The sequence below is a fragment of the Streptomyces sp. NPDC059255 genome (genome assembly GCF_042752355.1).
Taxonomy (GTDB): Bacteria; Actinomycetota; Actinomycetes; order Streptomycetales; family Streptomycetaceae; genus Streptomyces.
Map to the genome: position 1 here is coordinate 229937 of NZ_JBHYZP010000006.1, position 25746 is coordinate 255682.

At 72.4% G+C, this 25746-nt stretch carries 18 protein-coding genes; 15 read left to right on the top strand and 3 right to left on the bottom strand.

The window, feature by feature from the left end; translation table 11 throughout:
* Nucleotides 1-32 precede the first annotated feature (32 nt).
* From ACFXKG_RS11490 to ACFXKG_RS11520, 7 genes are all read left to right on the top strand, one after another.
* Nucleotides 33-299 (top strand): hypothetical protein, encoded by a 267-nt coding sequence (locus ACFXKG_RS11490; RefSeq protein ID WP_382888715.1) that lies wholly within the window; start codon nucleotides 33-35, stop codon nucleotides 297-299.
* Nucleotides 300-346: 47 nt separating this feature from the next.
* A complete protein-coding gene (locus ACFXKG_RS11495) occupies nucleotides 347-1471 on the top strand; it encodes a GuaB3 family IMP dehydrogenase-related protein (protein ID WP_365807158.1) in 1125 nt (374 codons plus the stop codon).
* A 150-nt stretch (nucleotides 1472-1621) separates the two neighbouring features.
* Nucleotides 1622-2182, top strand: coding sequence for an RNA polymerase sigma factor (locus ACFXKG_RS11500; protein ID WP_384835808.1), 561 nt, complete (start codon nucleotides 1622-1624; stop codon nucleotides 2180-2182).
* Nucleotides 2179-2994 (top strand): zf-HC2 domain-containing protein, encoded by an 816-nt coding sequence (locus tag ACFXKG_RS11505; protein WP_384835811.1) that lies wholly within the window; start codon nucleotides 2179-2181, stop codon nucleotides 2992-2994. Before ACFXKG_RS11500 ends, ACFXKG_RS11505 begins: the two co-directional genes overlap by 4 nt.
* A gap of 71 nt (nucleotides 2995-3065) precedes the next feature.
* Nucleotides 3066-3917 carry an ATP-binding cassette domain-containing protein gene (locus tag ACFXKG_RS11510; protein ID WP_384835814.1) on the top strand — a complete coding sequence of 284 codons (852 nt, stop codon included), beginning with the start codon at nucleotides 3066-3068 and terminating at the stop codon, nucleotides 3915-3917.
* Nucleotides 3914-5308 (top strand): hypothetical protein, encoded by a 1395-nt coding sequence (locus tag ACFXKG_RS11515; protein ID WP_384835817.1) that lies wholly within the window; start codon nucleotides 3914-3916, stop codon nucleotides 5306-5308. The genes ACFXKG_RS11510 and ACFXKG_RS11515 overlap by 4 nt, the downstream gene beginning before the upstream one ends.
* The gene (locus tag ACFXKG_RS11520) at nucleotides 5305-5880 is read left to right on the top strand and encodes a hypothetical protein (protein WP_384835820.1); all 576 of its coding nucleotides are present in this window, start codon (nucleotides 5305-5307) and stop codon (nucleotides 5878-5880) included. Before ACFXKG_RS11515 ends, ACFXKG_RS11520 begins: the two co-directional genes overlap by 4 nt.
* A gap of 81 nt (nucleotides 5881-5961) precedes the next feature.
* Here ACFXKG_RS11520 and ACFXKG_RS11525 read toward each other — a convergent pair whose 3' ends face one another.
* A complete protein-coding gene (locus ACFXKG_RS11525) occupies nucleotides 5962-7224 on the bottom strand; it encodes a nucleotide sugar dehydrogenase (RefSeq protein ID WP_384835823.1) in 1263 nt (420 codons plus the stop codon).
* Nucleotides 7225-7596: 372 nt separating this feature from the next.
* Here ACFXKG_RS11525 and ACFXKG_RS11530 point away from each other — a divergent pair, with 372 nt between their 5' ends.
* The 6 genes from ACFXKG_RS11530 to ACFXKG_RS11555 all read left to right on the top strand — a co-directional run bounded on the left by ACFXKG_RS11530 (nucleotide 7597) and on the right by ACFXKG_RS11555 (nucleotide 20954).
* A complete protein-coding gene (locus ACFXKG_RS11530; protein ID WP_382888722.1) occupies nucleotides 7597-9312 on the top strand; it encodes a glycerol-3-phosphate dehydrogenase/oxidase in 1716 nt (571 codons plus the stop codon).
* A gap of 413 nt (nucleotides 9313-9725) precedes the next feature.
* A complete protein-coding gene (locus tag ACFXKG_RS11535) occupies nucleotides 9726-11711 on the top strand; it encodes a serine/threonine-protein kinase (protein ID WP_384835827.1) in 1986 nt (661 codons plus the stop codon).
* A gap of 227 nt (nucleotides 11712-11938) precedes the next feature.
* Complete coding sequence (locus ACFXKG_RS11540) at nucleotides 11939-15241, top strand: protein kinase (RefSeq protein ID WP_384835830.1); 3303 nt, start codon at nucleotides 11939-11941, stop codon at nucleotides 15239-15241.
* Between the two features lie 85 nt (nucleotides 15242-15326).
* Entirely contained in the window at nucleotides 15327-17207 is a 1881-nt protein-coding gene (locus ACFXKG_RS11545) for a serine/threonine-protein kinase (protein WP_384835833.1), read from the top strand.
* Nucleotides 17208-17392: 185 nt separating this feature from the next.
* Nucleotides 17393-19063 (top strand): succinic semialdehyde dehydrogenase, encoded by a 1671-nt coding sequence (locus tag ACFXKG_RS11550; RefSeq protein ID WP_384835836.1) that lies wholly within the window; start codon nucleotides 17393-17395, stop codon nucleotides 19061-19063.
* Nucleotides 19064-19094: 31 nt separating this feature from the next.
* A complete protein-coding gene (locus tag ACFXKG_RS11555; protein WP_384835839.1) occupies nucleotides 19095-20954 on the top strand; it encodes a GMC oxidoreductase in 1860 nt (619 codons plus the stop codon).
* Nucleotides 20955-21034: 80 nt separating this feature from the next.
* On the opposite strand, the gene ACFXKG_RS11560 is transcribed toward ACFXKG_RS11555, so the two are convergent.
* The gene (locus tag ACFXKG_RS11560) at nucleotides 21035-22150 is read right to left on the bottom strand and encodes an LAETG motif-containing sortase-dependent surface protein (RefSeq protein ID WP_384835842.1); all 1116 of its coding nucleotides are present in this window, start codon (nucleotides 22148-22150) and stop codon (nucleotides 21035-21037) included.
* Nucleotides 22151-22575: 425 nt separating this feature from the next.
* Nucleotides 22576-22905, bottom strand: a complete 330-nt coding sequence (locus ACFXKG_RS11565) for a chorismate mutase (protein ID WP_384835845.1) — start codon at nucleotides 22903-22905, stop codon at nucleotides 22576-22578.
* Nucleotides 22906-23306: 401 nt separating this feature from the next.
* On the opposite strand from ACFXKG_RS11565, the gene guaA reads away from it, so the two are divergent.
* Nucleotides 23307-24890, top strand: coding sequence for a glutamine-hydrolyzing GMP synthase (gene guaA / locus ACFXKG_RS11570; RefSeq protein WP_384835848.1), 1584 nt, complete (start codon nucleotides 23307-23309; stop codon nucleotides 24888-24890).
* Nucleotides 24891-25004: 114 nt separating this feature from the next.
* Nucleotides 25005-25616 (top strand): Uma2 family endonuclease, encoded by a 612-nt coding sequence (locus ACFXKG_RS11575; RefSeq protein WP_384835851.1) that lies wholly within the window; start codon nucleotides 25005-25007, stop codon nucleotides 25614-25616.
* The last annotated feature ends 130 nt before the right edge of the window (nucleotides 25617-25746 follow it).

A 25746-nucleotide genomic window follows, 5' to 3' on the forward strand; every position in this document is an offset into this window, starting at 1 on the left:
CGATCGCGGCTCTTCGCCGAGAGGGGGCTCTGATGCTCTATGCCGTGAAGTACAGCGAGGAAGCCGCCCGAGTACGTGACGGACTGCCGGCGGACCGGCGGGCCCTCCTGGAACGCGGCCTCGCCGTACTGGCGCAGGAGCCCCGCCCGAAGATGTCGGTGCCGCTCTCGGAGGACGAGTCGACGCGCTCGCTCGCGCTGACGCCGAACATCGGAATCGAGTACCTGGTCAGTGATGGCCTCCTCCTTGTACTCGTCGTCCACGTGATCGACTTCACCCAGGTCCTCCTTGAGGAGTGACCGCGGGGATACTGGCACGGCAGACATAGAGGGAAAGGCCACACATCGTGACTGAGATCGAGATCGGGCGCGGCAAGCGCGGCCGCAGGGCGTACGCCTTCGACGACATCGCCGTCGTCCCCAGCCGGCGCACCCGGGACCCGAAGGAGGTCTCGATCGCCTGGCAGATCGACGCCTACCGGTTCGAGCTGCCGTTCCTGGCCGCTCCGATGGACTCCGTGGTCTCGCCGAGCACCGCCATCCGCATCGGCGAGATGGGCGGTCTGGGCGTCCTCAACCTGGAAGGCCTGTGGACCCGGTACGAGGACCCGCAGCCGCTGCTCGACGAGATCGCGGAACTGGACGAGTCGAGCGCGAACCGCAGGCTCCAGGAGATCTACGCCGAGCCGATCAAGGAAGAGCTGATCGGGCTGCGCATCAAGGAGGTGCGGGACTCGGGCGTCGTCACGGCCGCCGCGCTCTCGCCGCAGCGCACCGCGCAGTTCTCCAAGGCGGTCGTGGACGCCGGGGTCGACATCTTCGTCATCCGCGGTACGACGGTCTCCGCCGAGCATGTCTCGGGAGCCGCCGAGCCGCTGAACCTGAAGCAGTTCATCTACGAGCTGGACGTCCCGGTCATCGTCGGCGGCTGCGCCACGTACACCGCCGCGCTGCACCTGATGCGGACCGGCGCGGCGGGCGTGCTGGTCGGCTTCGGCGGCGGCGCGGCGCACACCACCCGTAACGTGCTGGGCATCCAGGTCCCGATGGCGACGGCCGTCGCGGATGTCGCGGCGGCCCGCCGTGACTACATGGACGAGTCCGGCGGCCGGTACGTCCACGTCATCGCGGACGGCGGCGTCGGCTGGTCCGGCGACCTGCCGAAGGCGATCGCCTGCGGCGCGGACTCGGTGATGATCGGCTCCCCGCTGGCCCGCGCGACGGACGCGCCGGGCAAGGGGCGCCACTGGGGCATGGAGGCCGTCCACGAGGACGTGCCGCGCGGCAAGCTGGTGGACCTGGGCATCGTCGGCACGACGGAGGAGGTCCTGACGGGTCCCTCGCACATCCCGGACGGGTCGATGAACTTCTTCGGCGCGCTGAAGCGGGCGATGGCGACGACGGGCTACAGCGAGCTGAAGGAGTTCCAGCGCGTCGAGGTGACGGTGGCGGACTCGCAGCACCGGCGCTGAGCGCAGGCTCTCTTCCTCTTCCGAGCGGACGGGCCACCTCCTGAGGAGGTGGCCTTTTTCGCGTCCCGCATCCGGTGTGACGCCCATCCCGGTGTGACACACATCACTCCGTAGCGAGAACCCTTTCGAAGGGCCCGGCGTCTGGCTCGTGTGAGAGCACGCAGGAGATCACCGCACCAGCTCGACGAGGAACGCCTCGTCCGCCGGGTGAGCAAGGGCGACCGCGAGGCGTTCGACGAGCTGTACCGGCGTACGTCGCCGTGGCTGGCGGTGCGGCTTCGCCGCCGCTGCGCGGACGAACAGATCGTCGCCGAGGTCATGCAGGAGACGTATCTGGCCGTGTGGCGCGCCGCGGGCGCGTTCGCCGGGAGCGCGGTCGACGGGACCGCCGCCGGGTGGCTGTGGACGATCGCGGCACGCCGCCTGGTGGACGCCTTCCGGCGCCGCGCCCACCACGCCGACGTACCGGCCGAGGTGTTCGCGCAGGCGAGCGCGCCCGCCGCCGAGGAGGTGGCGCTGGCCGGAACCGTGGACGGCGATGTCGGTGACGCCCTGCGCCGGCTGGCGCCGGAACTCCGGCAGGTACTGCAGGCCACGGTGCTCGACGGGTTCTCCGTGAGGGAGACCGCCGTACTGCTCGGGCTGCCCGAAGGCACGGTCAAGACCCGGGCCCGCCGCGCCCGGATCGCGATGCGAAAGGCGCTGGCATGAGCGTGGAGCACGCTTCCGTACGGCTGATCCACCAGTACGCGCGGGGTGACATCCTGACCGCCACCGACGAGGTGTGGGCCCTGGAGTCGCATCTGGAGGGCTGCGGGTCCTGCCGCGAGCGGCTGGCGGCCGCGGTCGCCGCGGAGTCGCCGGAGCTCACGTCGCTGCTGAGCACCGTGCGCTCCGGCCTGGAGCCCCTGCTGGACGCGGCCGTCCCGATGCCGCACCGGCGCCGGTGGGCGCGGCTGTTGGCGTGGCTGACCCCGGTGCTGGCCCCGTGGCTGTTCATGCCCCTGTGCCTGACGCTGATCGCGCTGCTGCTGGAGGCCGCCGCCCCGGACTTCGGGGAGGTGTCGCCGCTGCTGCTGCTGGCTCCCGTCCTCCCGCTCGCCGGTGTCGCCGCTTCCTGGTCACGTCATCTCGACCCGGCGCACGAACTGACGGCCGCCACACCGCGGGCCGGGCTGTATCTGCTGCTGCGACGCACCACGTGCGTGCTCGCGCTGCTCATCCCCGTACTGCTGGTGGGCGGAGTGGTGACGGGGGTCGCCGCCGCGCAGTGGCTGCTGCCCGCGCTGGCCTTCGCCGCGGCGGCCCTGGCGCTGGGGAGCCTCATCGGGGTCAACCGCGCCGTCGTCTCGCTGGGAGCGGTGTGGGGGGCGGTGATTCTGGCGCCCGCCCTGATCACCAGTCGTATGCCGTTCGTCCTCCAGCCGGAACAGCTGCGGGTGTGGGGGCTGCTTCTGGTCCTCGGCGTCGGCGTCCTGATCGCCCGCAGGGGCGTGTACTCCGCACGGGGCGGCTCCCATTGACATGGGGGCGGCTCACATATGAGCCGTTCACAGGGAAGCGGCTCACATCGAACACGAGAAAGGGTCACCGTATGACAGCCGCAGCCGCGGCGAGCTCGGCCGACATCGCGCCGAAGACGTATGCGTGGGAAATCCAGGCGAAGGATCTGAAGGTACGGGCGGGGCGGAAGAAGATGGCCGTCGACGGCCTCGATCTCTCGCTCGGCCTCGGGGCCCACGGCCTCCTCGGCCCCAACGGGGCGGGAAAGACCACCCTGATCCGGTCGCTGTCGACCGTACTGCGCCCCGCCGCGGGCGAACTGGCCCTGTTCGGGACCTCCGTGGGCGGGATGACCGACCTGCGGGCGCTGCGCCGCCGTATCGGCTACCTGCCGCAGGAGTTCGGCTACTACAAGCGCTTCACCGTGCGGGAGTTCGTCGAGTACATGGCCTGGCTGAAGGAGGTGCCGAAGAGGGACATTCCCGCCGCCGTCCAGCGGGCCGTGGAACGGGTGGGCCTCGCGGACCGCGCCGACCAGCGGATGAAGGCCCTCTCCGGCGGCATGGTGCGACGGGCCGGGATCGCCCAGGCCATCGTCAACGACCCCACCCTGCTGCTGCTCGACGAGCCCACGGTGGGCCTCGACCCGGCCCAGCGGCTGCGCTTCCGCGAACTGCTGCAGGAACTGGGCCGTGAGGCGTGCGTGGTCGTCTCCACCCACCTGGTCGAGGACGTCGCCGCCGCCTGCTCCGACGTGGTCCTCGTCGCCGACGGCCGTCTCGTCTTCCAGGGCACCCCGGACGAGCTGGCCGCGGCGGGCGACGCGAAGCAACCCGGCGACAGCCCGCTGGAGCGCGGCTACTCGGCGCTGCTCAGCGGCACCGGGCAGGACTCCGGGCAGGACTCCGGGCAGGACTCCGGGCAGGAAAGGAACACCTGGTGAACGGCCGCGTACTCCGTACCGAGCTGAGGCGTTCCGCCGCCCCGTGGGCGGGCCTGATCGTCGTGGCGGGCGCCCTGGGGCTCCTCGCGCTGCTGGACGACGCGTGGTGGGGAGGCACCGCGCCGGGGACGTCGCAGTGGACACCGATGGCGCTGCTGACCCGTACCACGCTCTACTACGTCCTGCCGCTCGTCGTGGGCGTCGGGGCGCTGCAGGGGCTGCGTGACGCCCGCTCCCGTACGACCGAGCTGCTGATGACCACCCCACGGCCCGCGTGGAGCCGCGCGATGCTCCCGGCGGGCGCGACGGCGATCGCGCTGGTGTCGGGCTTCGGTCTCCTCACCCTGTGGGGCGGCGTCCAGGTGTTCCTGAGCGGTACCTCCTACACCCACCTCGGGTGGCTGCCGATCTCCCTCGTCGGGGTGCTGGCCCTGGTGGCGGGGGCCTGGTTCGGCATGGGGGTCGCCCGCGCGCTGCCCTCCGTCCTCACCCCGCCGCTCCTGGTGGTGGCCTGCCTCGCGGCGATCATCCTGACCCAGCAGAACGCGGACGGGGCGCTGCCGTCGGGCCTCGCGCCGAACAGGGTCTCGCTGCTGTCGCCGGCGACCCCGCAGCCGCGGGAGATGCTGCTGACCCTCGCCGGCCAGGTCCACCTGGGCCAGACGCTCTGGCTGCTGGGCCTGCTGGCCACCGGGTTCGCGCTGCTGGTGGCCGTGGGGCGCCGGGCCCGGCTGCTCGCGCTGACCCCCGTCCTGGTGGGCGCCGCCCTCGCCCTGTCCGTGCTCCCGGCCGAACCGCGCCGGTCCTACGTCGTCGACCAGGCCGCCGCGGCGCTGGTCTGCGACGGGCCGGTGTGTGTGACGCGGGTGCACCGGGAGGCCCTGGACGAGATGGCGCCGCGGGGCGAGGAGGCGCTGCGCCTGCTGCGTCAGGTGCTGGGTGACCGGGCCCCGGACTCCGTACGGGAGGAGACCGCGCTGCGCGCGTCCGGCGACCGCCGGAAGCTGTCCGCCGACACGGTGCTCGTGGACTTCGACGACCCGCTCCTCGCCGGACGCGGGGGCGAGGACCTCACCCGCTATCTGGTCGCGCAGGGGCTGGCGCCGCACTGCTACGCGCGCTCCGCCCGGGAGAGCGGCACTGTGGGGGACGTCGTCACCCAGAGCGTGGCCGCCGGCTGGGCGCTCGGGGACCGCGCGCTCGTACCGCTGGAGAAGGCGACGGAGGACGCGTACGCGAAGGAGGCATGGAAGGAAGGGGAGGCCGCGTGGGACAGCCTCTCCGCGGCCGGGCCGGCCGAGCAGCGCGCGCGGATCGCCGCGATGCACAAGGAGTCCCTGGCCTGCTCGTTCGACGGTATGAAGGCGCTGAAGGGGGGCGCGTCCCGGTGAGATGGCTCCTCCTCCACGCGCGGGCGCGGCAGGCACCGGCGTCGGCCGCCGCCCTCGCGCTCACCGCGCTGCTGGTCCTGTACCTCGCCCCGGGGGACGGGGACGCGGCCGTCGACCCGCGCCTGCCGCTCCTCGCCATCGGCCTGGGCGTGACCGCGACCGCCGTCGGGCTCGGCGGTGCCGACGTCGCGCTGGAGCGGACGGCCGCGATCCGGTGGGCGGTCCGCCGGGCGGCACATGTGCTCCTGATCGCCGCGCTCGTCAGCGCGGTGCTGATGCTCTCCGGGGTGTCGGGGCCGGGACTCGCGCCCGTCGAGTCGGTCGTCCGCGGCAGCGCCGGGCTGACCGGACTGGCGGCCCTGGGGGCGACGCTGTGCGGGTCGGTCTACGCGTGGGCCCTGCCGATGGGCTGGCTCGGGTTCTCCCTCTTCCTGCCCGCCCCGTCCGGCACCGCGGGGGAGATCGCCGGCTGGATGCTGCTGCCACCCGGTACGGAGGTGGCCACCTGGACCGCGTCGGTTCTGCTGACCGGGGGCACCGCGCTCTACGCCGTGGCGGGGGAGCGGCGGTGACACGGGGGCCGGGGGGTGTGCGGGACCGGGGGCGCTTCGGGAGCGGTGCGGCGGTGCCGCCCCCGGGGCCGGGGCGCGGCCTCAGAGGCGGTACGCCGCCCCGGCCGGGCTCGCGCCGCGCGTGTCCAGCAGGAGCTGCGCCTTGACCGCAAGGCCCTGGAGATCGTACGTACGGTGGTGCTGGAGAAGCACCGTCAGATCGGCGTTGGCGGCGGCCTCGTAGAGGGAGTCCGCGCGGGGTACGGGCTGTTCGCGTACGCGCCAGTCGGGGACGTACGGATCGTGGTAGCTGACCGCCGCTCCCAGGTCCATCAGCCGGCAGGCGATCTCCGTCGCCGGTGAGCTCTGCTGGTCGGCGAGGTCCGGCTTGTAGGTGACGCCCAGCAGCAGCACCCTGGCCCCGCGCGCCGACTTGCCGTGCTCGTTGAGGAGGGCGGCGCAGCGCTGGATGACGTACTGCGGCATCCGGTCGTTGATCTCCTGGGCGAGGCCGACCATCCGCAGCGGATGGCCGGGCGTACGGCCCGCGTGCGGCAGATAACCGGGATCCATCGGTACGCCGTGGCCGCCGACGCCCGGTCCCGGCCGGAACGCCTGGAACCCGAAGGGCTTGGTCTCCGCGCAGCGGATGACGTCCCAGAGGTCCACGCCGAGGTCGTGGCAGAGCACGGCCATCTCGTTGACGAGGGCGATGTTGACGTGCCGGAAGTTGGTTTCGAGGAGCTTGACCGTCTCGGCCTCGCGCGGGCCGCGCGCCCGTACGACCTTGTCGGTCAGCCGGCTGTAGAAGGCGGCGGCCGACTCGGTGCAGGCGGGGGTGAGGCCGCCGATCACCTTGGGGGTGTTGGCGAAGCCGTGGGTGCGGCTGCCGGGGTCGAGCCGGCCCGGCGAGTACGCGAGGTGGAAGTCGCGGCCGGCGCGCAGCCCCGAGCCCTCTTCGAGGAGGGTGCGGAGGAAGCCCTCCGTGGTGCCGGGCGCGGCGGGTGACTCCAGCAGCACGGTGGTGTGCGGGCGCAGCCGGGCGGCCAGGGCGCGGGCCGCTGTGCCGACGGCGCTGAGATCGGGGGTGCGGTCGGCGCCGAGAGGGGTGGGCGCGCAGATCACGGCGGTACGGACCCGGCCCAGCTCGGCCGGGCTGGTGGTGGGCCGGAAGCCGCCGGCCAGCATCCGGCGGACGTCGGAGGCGGTGAGCGGGCCGTCGACGGGGGTGTGGCCGGCGGCGAGTTGCGCGACGGAGCGCGGGTCGGTGTCGAAGCCGACGGTCTGGATCCCGGCGGCTACGGCGGCCTGGGCGAGGGGCAGTCCGAGATGACCGAGTCCGATGACGGCGAGATCTGCGGGCATGGCGATGGCCGTCCTTCCCTTAGCCGGAGTGGACAGTGAGCGCAAGCCCTGTGGACAGAACGAGCGAGCGCACTGTCAGACTAGGCGTAAATATGACCGTTATGCGGCATTGCGTGGCCGGGGAGTCGCGCCGTTCGTGCGATCTCCGCTCACCGGTCGTGCGGCGCCGGCTCACCGGTCGTGCGGCGCCGGCTTGCCGGTTGTACGGCGCCGGCTCATCGGTCGTGCGGCGCCGGCTCGTCGGTCGTGCGGCGTCGGCTTCCCGTGGGCGGGGTCCGGCCGGGGTTATCCACAGCCGGTGGCTGAAGTCGGCGAGTGCGGACAGAATCGAGATGTGAGCCCGACCACGTGGGGGACGACGGGAGGCAAGCGGTGAGGACAGCGACACTGGGACCCGCGGAGCGCGTCCAAGCGCTCGCGGCGATGGCCGAGCGCGAGTTGGACGTACTGGTCGTGGGCGCGGGTGTGGTGGGAGCGGGGACCGCGCTCGACGCCGCGACCCGCGGTCTGGCGACCGGACTCGTGGAGGCGCGGGACTGGGCCTCCGGCACGTCGAGCAGATCGAGCAAGCTGATCCACGGCGGTCTGCGCTATCTGGAGATGCTCGACTTCGCGCTCGTGCGGGAAGCCCTCAAGGAACGGGGGCTGCTGCTGGAGAAGCTGGCGCCCCACCTCGTGAAGCCGGTGCCGTTCCTGTATCCGCTGAAGCACAAGGGCTGGGAGCGGTTCTACGCGGGCTCGGGCGTCGCGCTGTACGACGCGATGTCCGTCTCGTCCGGGCACGGCCGGGGCCTGCCGGTCCACCGCCACCTCTCCCGGCGGGGCGCCCTGCGGGTGGCACCCTGCCTGAAGAAGGACGCCCTGATCGGCGCCCTGCAGTACTACGACGCCCAGATGGACGACGCGCGCTTCGTGGCCACCCTGGTCCGTACGGCGGCCACGTACGGCGCGCATGTCGCCAGCCGGGCGCGCGTCACCGGCTTCCTGCGGGAGGGGGAGCGGGTCGTCGGCGCCAGGGTGCGGGCCGTCGACGGGGCGGTGGCCGGCGGGGAGTACGAGATCCGGGCGAAGCAGGTTGTCAACGCGACCGGGGTGTGGACGGACGACACCCAGGCACTCATCGCCGAGCGCGGGCAGTTCCATGTCCGCGCGTCCAAGGGCATCCATCTCGTCGTCCCCAAGGACCGGATCCATTCGACCACGGGGCTGATCCTGCGGACGGAGAAGTCGGTGCTCTTCGTCATCCCCTGGGGCCGACACTGGATCGTGGGCACCACGGACACCGACTGGGACCTGGACAAGGCCCATCCCGCGGCCTCCAGCGCCGATATCGACTACCTGCTCGAACATGTCAACGCGGTGCTGCACACGCCGCTGACGAGGGATGACGTCCAAGGGGTGTACGCGGGGCTGCGTCCGCTGCTCGCCGGGGAGTCCGACGCGACGAGCAAACTGTCGCGCGAGCACACGGTCGCGCATCCGGTGCCCGGCATGGTCGTCGTCGCGGGCGGCAAGTACACGACCTACCGGGTGATGGCCAAGGACGCGGTGGACGAGGCGGTGCACGGCCTCGACCAGCGGGTGGCCGAGTGCGTCACGGAAGACGTGCCGCTGCTCGGCGCCGAGGGGTATCACGCGCTGTGGAACGCGCGGGCCAGGATGGCGGCGCGGACCGGTATCCACGTGGCGCGCGTGGAGCACCTCCTGAACCGCTACGGGACCCTGGTCGAGGAGGTGCTGGAGCTGATCGCCGCGGATCCGGGGCTCGGTGAACCGCTGGGCGGCGCGGACGACTACCTGCGCGCGGAGGTGGTGTACGCGGCGTCGCACGAAGGGGCCCGCCACCTCGACGACGTATTGACGCGGCGGACCCGGATCTCGATCGAGACCTTCGACCGGGGGACGCGCAGCGCCCGGGAGTGCGCGGAGTTGATGGCGCCGGTGCTGGGGTGGGACAAGGGCCAGATCGAACGGGAGGTGGAGCACTACGAGAAGCGGGTGGAGGCGGAGCGGGAGTCGCAGCGGCAGCCGGACGACCAGACGGCGGACGCGGCGCGGCTGGGCGCGCCGGACATCGTGCCCACCTGATTTCGGGGAGTTTCAGCCGTTGCAGAAGTGACGGGAGCAACGGGAGTTGAGTCATCGGCGACTCTCCGCCGTACTGACCACAAGCGCGTGTGGGCAGCGCGCCCCGAGGGTGGTCGGGTGTGTCAACTCGCCCTCGATTGAGACGGGAGGGGTGACATGGGAGATACTCCCGTAACTCCCCTCGGGCTCCACGCGTCACATCATGCTCAGCCGTTACCGGGCATCTGTTCCGTTTTCCGAACGGGTGCCTGACCGGCGGGGTGCTCGGCCGGGCCCGGGGTAGTGGCAGGGTGGGGGCCCGGGAGCAGTCGTCGTCCCGGAGTGAGGGACAATGAAGGCTCTGCCAGGGCGCGTTACGGCACCGCGTGGTGAGGGCAGTCGCGGGCCAGGATCAGGGATCGCAGAGGGGACGCATGTCGGAGTCGGAGCAGTCGCGGGACACGGCGGAGGAACCTCGGCAGGGCGCGGGGAAGAGCGCCGACGGCAGCCCGGAAGGGCGCCTGCTCGCGGGCAGGTACCGGCTCGGCGGGGTGCTCGGGCGCGGTGGCATGGGCACGGTGTGGCGGGCGCTCGACGAGACGCTCGGCCGCACGGTCGCGGTGAAGGAACTCCGCTTCCCCTCCAGCATCGACGAGGACGAGAAGCGCCGGCTCATCACCCGCACGCTGCGTGAGGCCAAGGCGATCGCCCGGATCCGCAACAGCGGCGCGGTGACGGTCTTCGACGTCGTGGACGAGGACGACCGGCCGTGGATCGTCATGGAGCTGGTCGAGGGCAAGTCCCTCGCCGAAGCCGTGCGCGAGGACGGGCTTCTGACGCCGAGACGGGCCGCCGAGGTCGGGCTCGCCGTCCTCGACGTGCTGCGCTCGGCGCACCGCGAGGGCATCCTGCACCGCGATGTGAAGCCGTCCAACGTACTGATCGCCGAGGACGGCCGCGTCGTCCTCACCGACTTCGGGATCGCGCAGGTCGAGGGCGACCCGTCGGTCACCTCGACCGGCATGCTCGTCGGCGCCCCGTCCTACATCTCCCCGGAGCGGGCCCGCGGCCACAAGCCGGGTCCCGCCGCCGACCTCTGGTCGCTCGGGGGACTGCTGTACGCGTCGGTGGAGGGCTGCCCGCCGTACGACAAGGGCTCGGCGATCGCCACGCTGACCGCCGTGATGACCGAGCCGCTCGACCCGCCGAAGAACGCGGGCGCGCTCACCGAGGTCATCTACGGGCTGCTCGCCAAGGACCCCGAGCAGCGGCTCGACGACGCGGGCGCGCGGGCCCTGCTGGAGGACATCGTCCAGGCGCCGGAGGCGGAGCCCGAGCCGCCGCTCGACGCCACCCGGGCCGTCCCGATGCCGGTGCTGCCCGAGGAGCCGGCCGAGCGCCCCGGCCGTAAGCCCGCCGGGGAGTCGGCGGGCGACCGGGTGCGCGGCGCGCTCCGCACGGCGCGGAAGACCCCGGTGCCGGCCTCGGCCGTGGCGGCCTCCGTCGGCTCGGCGGCCACCGCCTCGGCGTCGGCGGGGCCGGCGCCGGAGCCCGCGGCGGCCCCGTACCGGCCGGCCACGCAGCGCGCCTCCATCACGGACGTGGTGCCCCGGCGCACGCTGGTGATCATCGCGGTCGTGGCCGCGGTCGCGCTGATCTCCACGGTCCTGATGGTCGCCCTGACCGGCGGTGACGAACAGGACGCGGGCGCGGGCCAGGCGGGTGACCGTAACAGCGAGGCGCCGGCCGTCCCCAAGGCCGCCGGTGCGAGCGGCAGTCCGGACGACGGCAAGAGCCCGGCGGAGAAGGGCAAGGACGCCGTCGCCACGGGTGGTTCGCACTCCGACGACGACTCCGAGGACGACTCCGGTTCCGGCAAGGGCTCGTCGGACGATTCCGGCGACGACGGCAAGCACGGTGGCGGCAAAGAGGACGACGGCGACGACTCGGAGGCGGGGCTGCCCGACGGGTACACCACCGTGAGCGACGGCCGGTTCCGCTTCACGATGGCGATGCCGGAGGACTTCAAGCGGACCGCGATAGCCGGCGCGAACTCCGGTGGCATTTACAACGAGTCCGAGGGCGCCTTCCCGCGCGTCCAGGTCGACTTCAACCCCAGGCCCACGGACGACGCCGCGGCCGCGTGGCGGGGGGCCGAGCCGGCGGTCGCGGGCAGTAGCAGCAACTACAAGCTCCTCGGCATCAAGGAAGTCGAGTTCAACGGCTACCCGACCGTCGCCGACTGGGAGTTCGAGCGTCAGCAGGGCGGCGAGCGGATACGGGTGCTCAACCGGGGCTTCAAGATGGACGGCACGCACGGTTACTCGATCATGGTGAGCTGCAAGGCGAGCGAGTGGGATGACACGGAGTGCAAGACCCTCCGCGAAACCGCGCACGCGACGTTCGCGTCCAAGGACTGAGCGGGACGAACGGACGGGTGAGTTCCGGCGGCGGACGGGAAGGATGCGGAATACCGGATGCGAACGTTCCGCAGCGGGTTGCCGCGACCCTGCGGCATGTTCCCCCGCCGCCACGTATCGTGAGAACTCGCGAACCGTACGCATCCACAATGAGCCGGTAAACGACCGGAATTGGCGGTTACGCGGGTCTCCGTGACCAGGAGACGGCCTGTTTGTGGGGAGGCGTCGTGGACGAATACGCGGGTCGAGTGCTCGCAGACCGCTATCGCCTGCCGTTGCCGCCCTCCGACGAGTACGAACTCGTCGAGACGCGCGCGTTCGACACGTACAGCGGACAGGAAGTCCTCGTCAGGCAGGTGCCGCTGCCGGAGGTCGTGGAGGCCGAGGTCGTGGAGACCGACGGCGGAGCGTCGCGGCGCGTCCACGGGCGTTCCTCGGCACGGAGGCATACGGATCCGGCGGTACGGCGGGCCATCGAGGCCGCGCAGAGCGCCGCCCAGATCCCCGATCACCCGCGCCTCGACCAGGTCTTCGACGTCTTCGCGGAGTCCGGTTCGCTGTGGATAGTGAGTGAACTGGTCGCCGCCAGGCCGCTGGCCGCGCTGCTCGCCGAGAAGCCGCTCAATCCCTACCGGGCGGCCGAGATCGCCTCCGACGTGCTCACGGCCGTACGCGTGGTGCACGCGCACGGCTGGACGCACCGGAACATCACCGTCCGCACCGTGCTCGTCTGTGACGACGGGCGGGTCGTGCTGACCGGGCTCGCGGCGGGCGCGGCCGAGGAGGCCCTGTGCGGCTACGCGCCGGTGCCGGAGCCGCCGGATCCCGATCCGGAGCCCGCCCTCGAACCGGATCCTGACACCTACTCGGGTCAGGGGCAGGGTCGGGGCCAGGGGCAGAGTTCCGATCCGGTCGACGGGGCGGGACGGCTGGGGGCCCAGGAGCACTTCGGCCCGGACGGTCAGCTCGGCTCCGAGGGGCGGCTCGGGCTGCCCGAAGGGTTCGCGCCGTCCGGCGGAGTGCCCGGCGCCACCCGCCAGGGACCGGCGTACGAGCCGGGGCCGACGGCGGGCCTGCCCGGCTCCTCCGGCCGCGCCGAACTGGAGAAGGCGCGCCCCGAGTCCCCGTACCGGGAGGGCGCCTCGTCCGGTACGTCCGGTGCCTTCCCCCGTCCGCAGGGCGCGACCCCGGGGGTGCCGGCCCCGTTCGGCGGCCAGCCCGCGCTGCCGAGCGGTAACGCCTCGGGAGACATCCGCGCCGCGCGCGCCGGCGCCATCGCCGCGTACCGCGCGGGCGCCCGCGCCGCCGCGCGGGCCGGCGAGGACCAGAACTCCGGCAGGACCGCGGTGCCCCCGCTCCCCGAGCCCGGCACCGGCTCCGTGGGCACCGGCACCGGCTCCGGCTCCGTGGGCACCGGCTCCGGCTCCGTGGATACCGGTACGCACACCGGCCCCGGCGCCGTGGGTACCGGGACCGGAGCGGATTCCGGTGAGGGCGGAACGGCGGACAGCGGCACGCGGAACGGGCCCCAGGAGGCGCCGCGCGGCGCCGGTCCCGAACCGGACTGGTGGGCCCAGCCGCGCGGCTTCTCGGCCGCCGATCCGGACGGTGACGCCGACGCGGACGAGGACGACGACCCGCCCACCCCCTACCGCCCCCAGCTCGCCGGGACATGGCGCGACGGCCCGGCGTCCTGGAACGACGCATCGGGCTCCGTACCCGCCGGTGGCGGCGGCCTCCCGGGCGGCGGCCCAACGCCCTACGGCGGCCCAGGGCCGTACGGCGCGGGCGGCGCCACCTCCGGGCTGCCCGCGCGCGGCGACGCGGACCACCGGCCCGGTACCGACCTGGTCATGGCCCGGGGCGGCGACACCCCGTACTCCGGCACCGGTCCCGGTTCCGGCGCGGGCTCCCCGGCAGGCTTCGGATCCGGGGCGGGTGCCGGGGCGGGCGACGTCGGGGCGGCCCGGCCGGGCCTCGGCACCGGCCGGTGGGACGAGGTCATGTCGAACAGCGCCTCGCCCGCCTACCGCGGTCCTGCCACGCCCCTCGCGGCCGAGCGCGCCCGGCAGGCCCGGATCGCCGTCGTCGGCGCCGTCACGGAGCGCTGGTCGCCCGAGCAGGCCGGTCCCGTACACGAGAACTGGCAGCTCGCGCCGCCCATCGGACCCGCCACCGACCTGTGGGCGCTCGGCGCGCTGCTCTACCGCGCGGTGCAGGGCCATGCCCCGTATCCGGAGGAGAGCGCCATCGAGCTGGTGCAGCTCGTCTGCGCCGAGCCGCCCGCGTTCGCCGAGGAGTGCGGGCCGCTGCGGCCCGTCGTCGAGTCGCTGCTGCGTCAGGACCCCACCGAGCGGCCGGACTTCGAGGAGCTGCGCGGCTGGCTGCGCTCGCTCGTGCGGTCCGCGCCCGAGCCGGAGGCCGGTCTGGACGTCGTCCCGCTGCTGTCCGAGGACGCCACGCGGCTGCCGATAAAGCGGCGCAGGGGCGAGCTGGTCCGCCGGCGGCGGCGCCGGGACCTGGGGCGGCACCGCCAGAAGAAGGGCAACGAGCGCAAGGAAAAGGCAGGGAAGGCGGGGAAGGCCGGGAAGTTCGAGACGGCGGGCAGGCCCCCCAGGGGCGGCGCCGAGGAGCTGAGGCGGTACGAGGCGCCGCTGGGGCCCGGGACCGAGGAACTCTTCCGGCAGGACCGGCACGACCGGCAGGACCAGCGCGACCGCTTCGACGACGGCGGCCTGGACAGCATGCTGGACGCCGGGTCCGACGACCGGCCGGGCGGCCGGTCGGGGGGCCGGCGGGACCGTGACGACAAGAGGCGCGGCCCGCGCTCCCTGGGCCGCACTCTGCTGATGCTGATACTGCTCCTCGTCGTCGGTGCCGTCGTGTACGCCGTGATGTTCATGCCGAAGGCCGACACCACCCAACAGCAGGGGCAGCGCGTCAGCGAGGAGTCCCCGGGCGCCTCGTCCGCGCCGCGGTCCCCGGACCCCACCCCGACCGGCGAGGCGTCCTCCGGCACCCCGACGGGCAGCCCGAACACCTCCGCGCCCCAGACCTCGGGACCCGCGGACAATGTCGCCAACGGCTACGAACTACGGGACGACACCGAAGGTTTCCGCACGGCGGTCGACAAGGACTGGCAGCGGCGTCCCATCAACGACAGCGGCCAAGTCCGCTACGTCGGAGGCGACTTCACCCTGATCGTCGTCCCCGGCCGGGACAGCGTGGCGGACAACGGTGACGACCCGCTCGCCTATCAGAGCGACAAGGAACGGGAGCTCCAGCCGTTCCGCGACTCCTCCTGGTCCAGCGCCACCGGACTTCGCCGGATCGACGTGGGCAGCCAGGCCATGGCGGAGGGTCAGTACACCTGGCAGGACAGCAGCGGACGCCAGGTCTACGTACGGAACCTGGCGATGATCATCGCAGGCCGCTACCACATAGTGCAGGTCATCGGCCCGGACGACCAGCGCGACAAGGTCTCCGAGATATACCAACAGGCCACCAACACCTACCGTGTGACGGGCTGAGAGGACCCGCGCTTCCCGTCACCCTGTTCCCTCCGTACCCTGTGGTCCCAAGGAACGGGGCTGGGACGTGGAGCATTCGCAGAGTATGGGCGCGGACACAGGCACGGGCGCGGCTACGGGTACGGACACGGCCCGGGCGGGTACCGGTGACGGACCGGTGCTTGCCGGGCGTTACCGGCTGGGCGAGGTCATCGGCAGCGGCGGCATGGGCAAGGTCTGGCGCGCGCACGACGAGGTACTGCACCGCACGGTCGCCATCAAGGAACTGACCGCGGGGCTTTACGTTTCCGAGGCGGACCGTGCCGTACTCCACCGCCGCACCCAGAAGGAGGCGCGCGCCGCCGCCCGGATCACCCACCCGGCCGTCGTCACCGTCCACGACGTCCTCCACCACGACGACCGGCCGTGGATCGTCATGGAGTACGTCGACGGCCCGTCCCTCGCCGACGCCACGAAGGAGTCCGGCCGGCTCGACCCCCATGAGGTGGCCAGAATCGGCCTCGCGGTCCTCGGCGGGCTGCGCGCCGCGCACTCCGCCGGGGTGCTGCACCGCGATGTGAAACCGGGCAACGTCCTGCTCGCGCGGGACGGCCGCGTCCTGCTCACCGACTTCGGCATAGCGGCGATCGAGGGCGACGCGACGATCACCAGGACCGGCGAAGTGGTCGGCTCCATCGACTATCTGGCGCCCGAGCGGGTACGGGGCAAGGACCCCGGCCCCGCCTCCGACCTCTGGTCGCTGGGCGTCACGCTCTACACGGCCGTGCAGGGGACCTCGCCGTTCCGCCGCAGTTCGCCGCTGACCACGATGCAGGCGGTCGTCAGCGACGAGCCGGCCCACCCCGACCGGGCCGGCGCCCTCGCCCCGGTCATCACGGCGCTGCTCCGCAAGGACCCGGCGGGGCGGCCGGACACCGCCGGGTGCGAGCGCATGCTCCGCGAGGTGGCCGCGGGGCGGAGCCCGGACGGGACCGGCGCCCCGGCGGCACCCGACGCGCGGGGCGAGGCGCCGACGTACGCCGCGACGCGCGTCGTGCCGACAGGCACCGACCAACCCGACAAGCCCGCCGAGCCCGCCGCGTACCCGGGGAGTCCCGGCCGGCCCGTCGACTCCGGTCGCCCGTCCGGCAGTTCCGCCACCGCGCACGTGCCCCGGGCCGAGCCGATGCCCGCCGCCGCGCCTCCGCCCGTACCCGTACCGGTGCCGGCCCCGACCCCGGCCGCGACGGCCCTGGGACGCCGAGGGCGCGGGCGCCGCTGGCGCACGGTGGCCGTGGCGGTCGTCGCGGCAGCGGTCCTCGGCGGCGGCGCCGGCTTCGTCGCCCTCAAGCTCTCGGACGGCGGCTCCGGCACGGCGGACGGCGCGGGCGGGACCAACACCTCGGCGGGGCAGTCGGACGGCGGCGCCGCCGACGACGAAGACGCCGACGGCTCCACCGGCGGCACCGTCGCCAAGGGCTGGAAGCGCGTCACGGCGCCGGAGGGCTTCAGCGTCAGCCTGCCCGAGGGCTGGACGCGGCTGACGGACAGTGCCCAGATCGACTACAGCCCGGACGGCGGACTGACGCTGCTGCGGATCAGCATAGGGGCGCCGGACTTCGAGACCCCGATGCTGCACGCGCAGAGCATGGAGCAGAGCCTGCGGGAGCGGCTGGAGTACACCCTGATCGAGCTTCAGCCCAACCGGTACCGGGATCAGGCGCAGGCCGCGCTCTGGGAGTTCACCTGGCTGGAGACGGGCGACCGCCCGGGCAAGCGGCACGCCATCGACCAGATCTACTACTCGGACGACAGCTCCACGGAGTACGCGATCTACATGTCGGGCCCTGAGAAGGGCTGGGCCAAGACCCGCAAGCAGTTCGACGCCATCCTGCGCAGTTGGACGGAGCCGCCCGAAGAATCCGGCGATTCGAGTGCGACCGGCGCGACCGGCGCGACCGGCGCATCGGGCGCGTCCGGCGGCTGAGGCGGAACACGGCAGTACGGGGCAGTACGCGGCGTAAGCAGGCGGCCGGAGGACACGGCGTACGAGGCTCCGGGCACGCGGAGGGCGCGGCATACGCGCCACCCGCGTCCGGGCCGGATCCCGCGCCCCGATTGGCTGTTACTGCTGGGTATTCAAAGCCTCGTCCACGGAATACGCTCGGTGCCATGACGGACTCGCAGGCCCCCGCCCCCACCTCCGCCGCCGATTCCGGCTCCGGCACCGCGCCCGACACCACGACCGGGGCCGCGACCGGCACCAACCCGGTGGCGCCCGTCCCGGCCGGGGTCCGTACGGCGGCCGATGTGGTGACCCCTGAGGTGGTCGCCCAGCTCACGCGCGGCGTCGTCGGCTCCGGCCGCACGGCCGGCCACACCCCGTTCACCGGGGAGAAGCTCGCGGACCTGCCCGAGTCCACCCCCGAGGACGTGGCGACCGCCTACGAGCGGGCCCGTGCCGCCCAGCCCGTCTGGGCCGCGCTGCCGGTGCGTCGGAGGGCGGCGGTGGTGCTCCGCTTCCACGATCTGCTCCTCCAGCGCCAGGCCGAGGTGCTCGACCTCATCCAGCTGGAGACCGGCAAGGCCAGGCTGCACGCCCACGAGGAGGTCCAGGCGGTCGCCGTGGCCGCCCGGCACTACGGGCGCAGGGCCGCGTCGTACCTGCGCACGAAGCGCCACACCGGCGCCGTGCCGCTGCTGACCCGGGTCACCGAGGCGCGCCTGCCGCGCGGGGTCGTCGGCCAGATCGCGCCGTGGAACTATCCGCTGGAACTGACCGTGGGGGACGCGCTGCCCGCGTTCGTCGCGGGGAACGCCGTCGTCATGAAACCCGACACGGAGACCGCGCTCACCGGGCTGTGGGCCCGTGACCTGCTGATCGAGGCCGGGCTGCCCGCCGAGGTCTTCCAGGTCGTCCTCGGGGAGGGGCCCGTCATCGGCCCCGAGGTGGTCCGGCACGCGGACTACGTCTCGTTCACCGGGTCCACGCGGACCGGCCGCGAGGTGGCCAGGGGCGCGGCGGACCGGATGGTCGGCGTCTCCCTCGAACTGGGCGGCAAGAACGCCATGCTGGTGCTGGCCGACGCGGACGTGGAGAAGGCCGCGGCGGGCGCGGTGCGCGCCTGCTTCTCGTCGGCCGGCCAGCTCTGCATCTCCATCGAGCGGCTGTACGTGCACGAGTCGGTCGCCGACGCGTTCGTGGAGCGGTTCGCCGCCCGGACGAAGGCGATGCGGCTCGGCAGCTCGCTCGCGTACGGCGCCGACATGGGCTCCCTCGCCGGGGAGCGGCAGCTGGCGGCCGTCGTGCGCCATGTCGAGGAGGCCGTCGCCAAGGGCGCCACCGTCGTCGCGGGCGGTGCCGCGCGCCCCGACATCGGGCCCTACTTCCACGAACCGACCATCCTCGAAGGCGTCGAGGCGCCCATGGCGGTCTGCGCCGAGGAGACCTTCGGCCCGGTCGTCTCGCTCTACCGGTTCGGTGACGAGGACGAGGCGATCGACCTCGCCAACAGCACGCCGTACGGCCTCAACGCGAGCGTCTGGACCCGGGACGCGCGCCGTGGCCGCGCGGTGGCGGCCCGGCTGCGCACGGGCACCGTCAACATCAACGAGGGGTACGCGTCCGCGTACGGCAGCGTCCAGGCGCCGATGGGCGGAATGAAGGAATCCGGTCTCGGCCGGCGCCACGGCGCCGAGGGCATCCTCAAGTACACCGAGGCCCAGACGGTGGCGGAGCAGCGGATCATTCCGATGGGGCCGTCCTTCGGGATGGACGACGAGGGGTACGCGGCCTTCATGAGCCGGAACCTGCGGGCGATGAAGGCGCTGCGGCTGCGCTGACGCCGCGGCGTTGCGCTGATGAGGAGAGCCGGTGGCACAGAAGAAGGACGCATACGACCCCGACCATGACGATGACGCCGGGTACGACTACGACGTGATCGTCGTCGGTTCCGGTTTCGGCGGCTCGGTCTCCGCGCTGCGGCTGACCGAGAAGGGGTACCGGGTCGGAGTCCTGGAGGCGGGCCGGCGCTTCACCCGTGAGACGCTCCCGAAGAACTCCTGGGACATAAGGAATTATCTCTGGGCCCCGGCCCTCGGTCTGTACGGCATCCAGCGCGTCCATCTGCTCGGCAACGTGATGGTGCTGGCGGGCGCCGGGGTCGGCGGCGGCTCGCTCAACTACGCCAACACGCTGTATGTGCCGCCCGCCGCCTTCTTCGAGGACCCGCAGTGGGCCGCCATCACCGACTGGGAGCAGGAGCTGAAGCCGTACTACGACCAGGCGCGGCGCATGCTCGGCGTACGGCTCAATCCGACGACGACCCCCTCGGACGTCCACCTCAGGGCGGCGGCCGAGGCGATGGGCGTGGGCGACAGCTTCCGTCCGGCCCCGGTCGGCGTCTTCTTCGGGGACGGCGAGGACGCGGCCGGTACGGCCACGGCCCGCCCCGGGGCGACGGTGGACGACCCGTACTTCGGCGGTACGGGACCGGCGCGCCGCGCCTGCACCGAGTGCGGGGAGTGCATGACGGGCTGCCGGCACGGCGCGAAGAACACTCTGACCGAGAACTACCTCCACCTGGCGGAGCGGGCCGGAGCGGTCATCCACCCCATGACCTCGGTGACCGCCCTCACGGAGGACGAGGAGGGCGGCCTGCGCGTCACCACCGTGCGGACGGACCAACGGCGCATGGGTCGTACAACAAGCCGTTCACGTTCAGAAGGTGGAACGGACGGCCCCGGAAAAGTGTTCCGGGCCCGTCATGTCGTGGTCGCGGCCGGTACGTACGGCACTCAGACCCTGCTGCACACGATGCGTGACCGGGGCCTGCTGCCGCGCCTCTCGTCCCGGCTCGGGGCCCTGACCCGTACCAACTCCGAGGCACTGGTGGGCGCGCGGACCGTGGACCGGCGCTACCGCGCACGCCACGGCGCGCCGAAGGCGGACTTCACCCGGGGCGTCGCCATCACCTCCTCCATCCACCCGAACCCGACCACGCACATCGAGCCGGTGCGGTACGGCAAGGGGTCCAACGCCATGGGCGCGCTCAGCATCCTCCAGGTGCCGTACGGCGACCACCGCGTCCGGAACTGGCTCGGGAACGCCGTGCGCCATCCGGTGCTGCTGCTCCGGTCGTTCTCGTACCGCAGATGGTCGGAACGGACGATCATCGGGCTGGTCATGCAGACGCTGGACAACTCCCTCACCACGTACCGCAAACCCGGCGGCGTGGGCAAGGGCCTGCTCACCGCCCGCCAGGGCCACGGCGCCCCCAACCCGACGCAGATCCCCGAGGCCACGCGCGCCGCGACCCTCGTGGCCGAGGAGATCAACGGCTTCCCCGGCAGCAACGTGGGCGAGCTGATGGGCACCCCGCTGACCGCGCACTTCCTGGGCGGATGCGTCATCGGGGCATCGGCGGAGGAGGGCGTGATCGACCCGTACCACCGGCTGTACGGGCACCCCGGGATCTCCGTGGTCGACGGCTCGGCGGTCTCGGCGAACCTGGGCGTCAACCCGTCGCTGACGATCACCGCCCAGGCGGAACGCGCGATGTCCTTCTGGCCCAACAAGGGGGACCGCGATCCGCGCCCGGAGCAGGCCGCGGGGACACCGTACGTGCGGCCCGCGCCCGTGGAGCCACGGTCACCGGTGGTCCCGGCGGGGGCGTTCGGCGAGCTGAGGCTGCCCTTCCTGGGGATACCGACGGTCCCGCCCCGAACGAACTGACGAGGACGCAGAGAGGCGCTGCACCCCCCTCCGAGTGCAGCGCCTCTCCAGCTTCAGCGGTTCCGTTCCGCCCGCGGGTGTTACGCGGCGGCGTCCCCGTCACGACGGCGCTTCATCGCGAACATCACACCGGCACCGGCGACGACGGCGATCCCGCCCACCATGCCGATGACGGGAACCGTCGAGGAGGAACCGGTCTCCGCGAGGTGACCCTGCGGCTTGATCTCGGTGTTACCGACCGGCTTCGCCGGGATCGGCTTCTTGCCACCGGTCTGCGGCTGCGGCTGCGGCGTGGCCTCGCCGGGGTTGCCCGCGTCCGTACCGGCGGCGGCGATGTCGAACTCGTACGACGCGAAGTCGTCCGCCAGGACGCAGTTGCCCTTGTCGTCGGCGTAGACGCCGATGCCGATGACGTAACCGAAACCGGCCGGGGCGGACTTGTCCACGCTCAGGCGCAGGTCGACGGAGAACGACTCCTTCGCCCGGATGTCGGTGTAACCGAGGTAGCCGGCGCCCTCGTCGTTCTCGTCCAGGGAGATGTTGATCCACTGGCCCGACACCGGGTCCTTGTACTGGAGCGTCAGGTGGCTGGAGGTGTCCTCCCAGGTCTTCTCGTCGATCTGGGAGGCGAAGACGGCGAGGTCGACGCGGGTGTAGACGTTCTTGCCCTTGTTCGACACATTGAACTTGAACCCGTGGAAGCCGCTGCCCGCGACGATCCGCTCCGGCAGGCCGGTCAGGCTGGTCTTGAGGTTCTCGTCGAACGCGAGCTCGCTGTCGTCGGCGCACTCGATCGGGTCGCCGGGGGCCTCGCCGGCCGAGGTCTCGGACGGCGCGGCCGCCGGTGTGCTCTGCGAGGTGCTGGGCGAGGGCTTCCCGGCCTCGGGAGCGCCCTCCTCCTCGGGCTCGGTGGGCGGAGTGTCCGGGGTCTCCTTCTCGGTCTCGGGGTCGGTCTCCGGCGGTGCCGGGGCCTCGTCGGTCGGCGGTGTTTCCACGACGGGCGGCGTTTCGCCGGTCTCACCGGCGCCGGCCTCGGGCGTCTCGGTGTCGGGCGTCTCGGAGCCGGGTGTCCCGGCGGAGGTCTGCGGGGTGGTGGTGTCGCCTTCGGTCGCGAACGCGGCGGGCGCCGCGAAGAACGCGGCGGGGGCGATGACGGCGGTCGCGGCTGCGACCGCCATGGCGCGGCGGAGCTTCATGAAAGACCTCAGCGAAATTCGGCGCACCGACAGGATGCGGTGCGGAGTCGTTGGGCCCTCCCAGATGATGTGGGGTCACGGGTGAGGCCGTTGTTTCGCATGCAAGACCTGTGACCCATGGGAATGGTTGCAGCGGTCTTCACGGAATCTTTATGTGGCCTGCGTCACAGCGTGTGGCCGCGAGGCCGGTCCCGGGCGTCCCCGGAACCGGCCGTTCCTCCGGCGACCGGGCGGCTGTCCCCTGCCGGCCGGTCACGGGCGCCGGGACGAGGTCCCACGACGTACCCGTCGCACGCCCCGGCGGAGCCACGCGGTCCTTCTCCCGACTGCGATGAAGTGTGCTGCGTGCCCGTACGGCCCAACGAACGGGCCCCGCGGGCGGTCACGGTGCCGTAAGGGTGAGACGAGCAAGGCCGGCGGCGGTGTCAGACGCGGCCCCGGCTCAGCTCCAGCAGCGTCATCGCCAGCGCGGTGCCCGGTTTGCCGAGGGCGTCCCGGTAGCGGGCGAGGATCTCCATCTCCCGGGAGAGATTCACGCGCCGCCCTCCGGAGGTGATCCGGGCGTCCTGGATCACGGCGGAGATCGCCATCCGTTCCTGGACGAGGCCGATGATGCGGTCGTCCAGCGCGTCGATCCGCTCCCGCGCGCCGCCGATGAGCGAGGCGGCCTCGGTGGTGCGGGCGCCGGTGTTCTCGCGGCGTGCGGTCGTGCGGGCGGCGGCGGTGCCGGTGACGGCGGTGGTGTCGGATGCCATGACGGGTCCTTGTCGGTTCGGGGGCCCTGAGCCGTACGGCCCCGAACGCGACAGACGCCCCGGGCCTTGTCGGCCCGGGGCGCCTGGGAAGTCGCTTGTCAGCTCAAGCAGCACGACCATGGCAGCCGGACGGGCCGGTGCCATAGGTAAAGACGAAGGTGAGCTGCTTGTGCATGGGCACAGTATGGACCCGGTGTCCGGGCGGACCGCAAAACGGGGCCGGATGATGAGACGGGGCGGGCTCCACCCGTCTCCACCCGTCTCCGTTCAGGGACCGCCCTTCACCTCCGTTCAGGGACCGCCCCTCGCCCGGCACCGCCCCCGTTAGACTCGGGAGAGCAGCACCGTGCTGTCCGTCAGCACCGTGTGAACGTCCCACCTCCGCCGGAAGGCCGCCCCCAGTGCCAGCAGCACCCCCCGCCGCCCCCGACGTCGTACTCGTCGTCGACTTCGGCGCGCAGTACGCCCAGCTCATCGCCCGCCGCGTCCGCGAGGCCCGGGTCTACAGCGAGATCGTCCCGTCCACGATGCCCGTGGCCGAGATGCTGGCCAGGAAGCCCAAGGCGATCATCCTCTCCGGCGGCCCGTCCTCCGTGTACGCGGAGAACGCCCCGAGCGTCGACCGCGCGCTCTTCGAGGCCGGTGTCCCCATCCTCGGCATGTGCTACGGCTTCCAGCTCATGGCGACGACGCTCGGCGGGACCGTCGACAACACGGGGGCGCGTGAGTACGGCCGTACCTCCCTGCGCGTCTCGAAGACCGGCTCCACCCTCTTCGAAGGGACCCCGGCCGAGCAGTCCGTCTGGATGTCGCACGGCGACGCCTGCTCCGCCGCGCCCGAGGGGTTCACGGTCACCGCCTCCACGGACGTCGTGCCGGTCGCCGCGTTCGAGAACGACGAGAAGAAGCTGTACGGGGTGCAGCACCACCCGGAGGTCATGCACTCCACGCACGGCCAGCAGGTCCTGGAGCACTTCCTCTACCGCGGCGCGGGCATCGAGCCGACCTGGACCACCGCCAATGTGGTGGACGAGCAGGTCGCGCTCATCCGTGAGCAGGTCGGCACCAAGCGCGCCATCTGCGGGCTCTCCGGCGGCGTGGACTCGGCGGTGGCCGCGGCGCTGGTGCAGCGGGCCATCGGATCCCAGCTCACCTGCGTATACGTCGACCACGGTCTGATGCGCAAGGGCGAGACCGAGCAGGTCGAGAAGGACTTCGTCGCCGCGACGGGCGTGCAGCTCCGGGTGGTCGACGCCGAGGAGCGCTTCCTCACCGCGCTGGCCGGGGTCTCGGACCCCGAGCAGAAGCGGAAGATCATCGGCCGGGAGTTCATCCGGGTCTTCGAGCAGGCCCAGGCGGAGATCGTCGCGGAGGCGGGCGCGGAGGGCGAGGACGTCGCATTCCTCGTGCAGGGCACTCTCTACCCGGACGTGGTGGAGTCCGGCGGCGGCACCGGCACCGCCAACATCAAGTCGCACCACAACGTCGGCGGGCTCCCCGACGACATCGAGTTCCAGCTCATCGAGCCGCTGCGCAAGCTGTTCAAGGACGAGGTCCGGATGGTCGGCCAGCAGCTCGGCCTGCCGGACGAGATCGTCCAGCGCCAGCCGTTCCCGGGCCCCGGCCTGGGGATCCGTATCGTCGGCGAGGTCACGCGCGAGCGCCTCGACCTGCTGCGCGACGCGGACGCCATCGCCCGCGAGGAGCTGACGGCGGCGGGCCTGGACCGCGAGATCTGGCAGTGCCCGGTGGTCCTCCTCGCCGACGTGCGCTCCGTGGGCGTCCAGGGCGACGGCCGCACCTACGGCCACCCGATCGTGCTGCGGCCGGTCTCGTCGGAGGACGCGATGACCGCGGACTGGACGCGGATGCCGTACGACGTACTGGCGAAGATCTCCACCCGCATCACCAACGAGGTGGCCGACGTCAACCGCGTGGTCCTCGACGTGACGAGCAAGCCCCCGGGCACCATCGAGTGGGAGTAGCCGCCCCTGGCTGGTCAACGCCGACGCCGTCGCTCATTCGTTTGGGCGGCGGCGTCGTCGTATCGCCTGGGTAGGCTGCTGGTAGGGGTCAGACTCCGTCGTATGGGAGTAATCATGAGCGCCGCACCTGAGCACGGGCTGGAACCGCGATACCAGTGGCCGATCCCGCCCGCCGGGGGCTGGACCGCGGACGACCTCGACCGGATTCCGGGCCTCCCGCCGCACACCGAGCTGATCGACGGGAGCCTCGTCCTCATGAGTCCGCAGACTCGATTTCATATGCGCACCATGCGTCTGCTGGAGCGTGCGCTGCTCGACCAGGCGCCTGATGAACTTGACGTCGATCGTGAGATGACCATCAGGATCGATCACAAGAATCGCCCTGAGCCGGACATCCTGGTGTACCGCGTGGAGGGGGATACCGGTCCGCGGCAGACCTGGCACAGGCCGGAAGACATTGTTCTCGCCGTCGAGGTCGTCTCCGACGACTCCGTGGAGCGCGACCGTGACGTCAAGCCGCGCAAGTACGCCGCCGCCGGGGTGCGTTACTTCTGGCGGGTCGAGGAAGAGCGCGGTTTCCCCGTCGTCTACAGCTACGAACTCGACCCGGCCACCCATGCCTACGTCCCGACCGGCATCCACCGCGAGCGGCTGGAGCTGAAGGAGCCGTTCGCCATCAGCATCGACCTCACCGCGATCAACCGGCGCCGTCCCACGGAGGGCTGAGCCCGGTGGTCCGGCGGGTTCGCGGGTCAACACCGTAACGATGTTGTCACCCGCACCGACCCGGCAAACTTCACATACCCCTCCCTTCGTGCGGGACAATTTCCTTGCGATGCAAGGAAGTTCATCCGGG

What these genes read in the sequence shown, in the direction of transcription:
- ACFXKG_RS11490 (WP_382888715.1), top strand. Translation starts at nt 33, where the DNA reads ATGCTCTATGCCGTGAAGTACAGCGAGGAAGCCGCCCGAGTACGTGAC.
- ACFXKG_RS11505 (WP_384835811.1), top strand. Translation starts at nt 2,179, where the DNA reads ATGAGCGTGGAGCACGCTTCCGTACGGCTGATCCACCAGTACGCGCGG.
- ACFXKG_RS11510 (WP_384835814.1), top strand. Translation starts at nt 3,066, where the DNA reads ATGACAGCCGCAGCCGCGGCGAGCTCGGCCGACATCGCGCCGAAGACG.
- ACFXKG_RS11525 (WP_384835823.1), bottom strand. Translation starts at nt 7,224, where the DNA reads ATGCCCGCAGATCTCGCCGTCATCGGACTCGGTCATCTCGGACTGCCC.
- ACFXKG_RS11535 (WP_384835827.1), top strand. Translation starts at nt 9,726, where the DNA reads ATGTCGGAGTCGGAGCAGTCGCGGGACACGGCGGAGGAACCTCGGCAG.
- ACFXKG_RS11545 (WP_384835833.1), top strand. Translation starts at nt 15,327, where the DNA reads ATGGGCGCGGACACAGGCACGGGCGCGGCTACGGGTACGGACACGGCC.
- ACFXKG_RS11550 (WP_384835836.1), top strand. Translation starts at nt 17,393, where the DNA reads ATGACGGACTCGCAGGCCCCCGCCCCCACCTCCGCCGCCGATTCCGGC.
- ACFXKG_RS11560 (WP_384835842.1), bottom strand. Translation starts at nt 22,150, where the DNA reads ATGAAGCTCCGCCGCGCCATGGCGGTCGCAGCCGCGACCGCCGTCATC.
- ACFXKG_RS11565 (WP_384835845.1), bottom strand. Translation starts at nt 22,905, where the DNA reads ATGGCATCCGACACCACCGCCGTCACCGGCACCGCCGCCGCCCGCACG.
- ACFXKG_RS11575 (WP_384835851.1), top strand. Translation starts at nt 25,005, where the DNA reads ATGAGCGCCGCACCTGAGCACGGGCTGGAACCGCGATACCAGTGGCCG.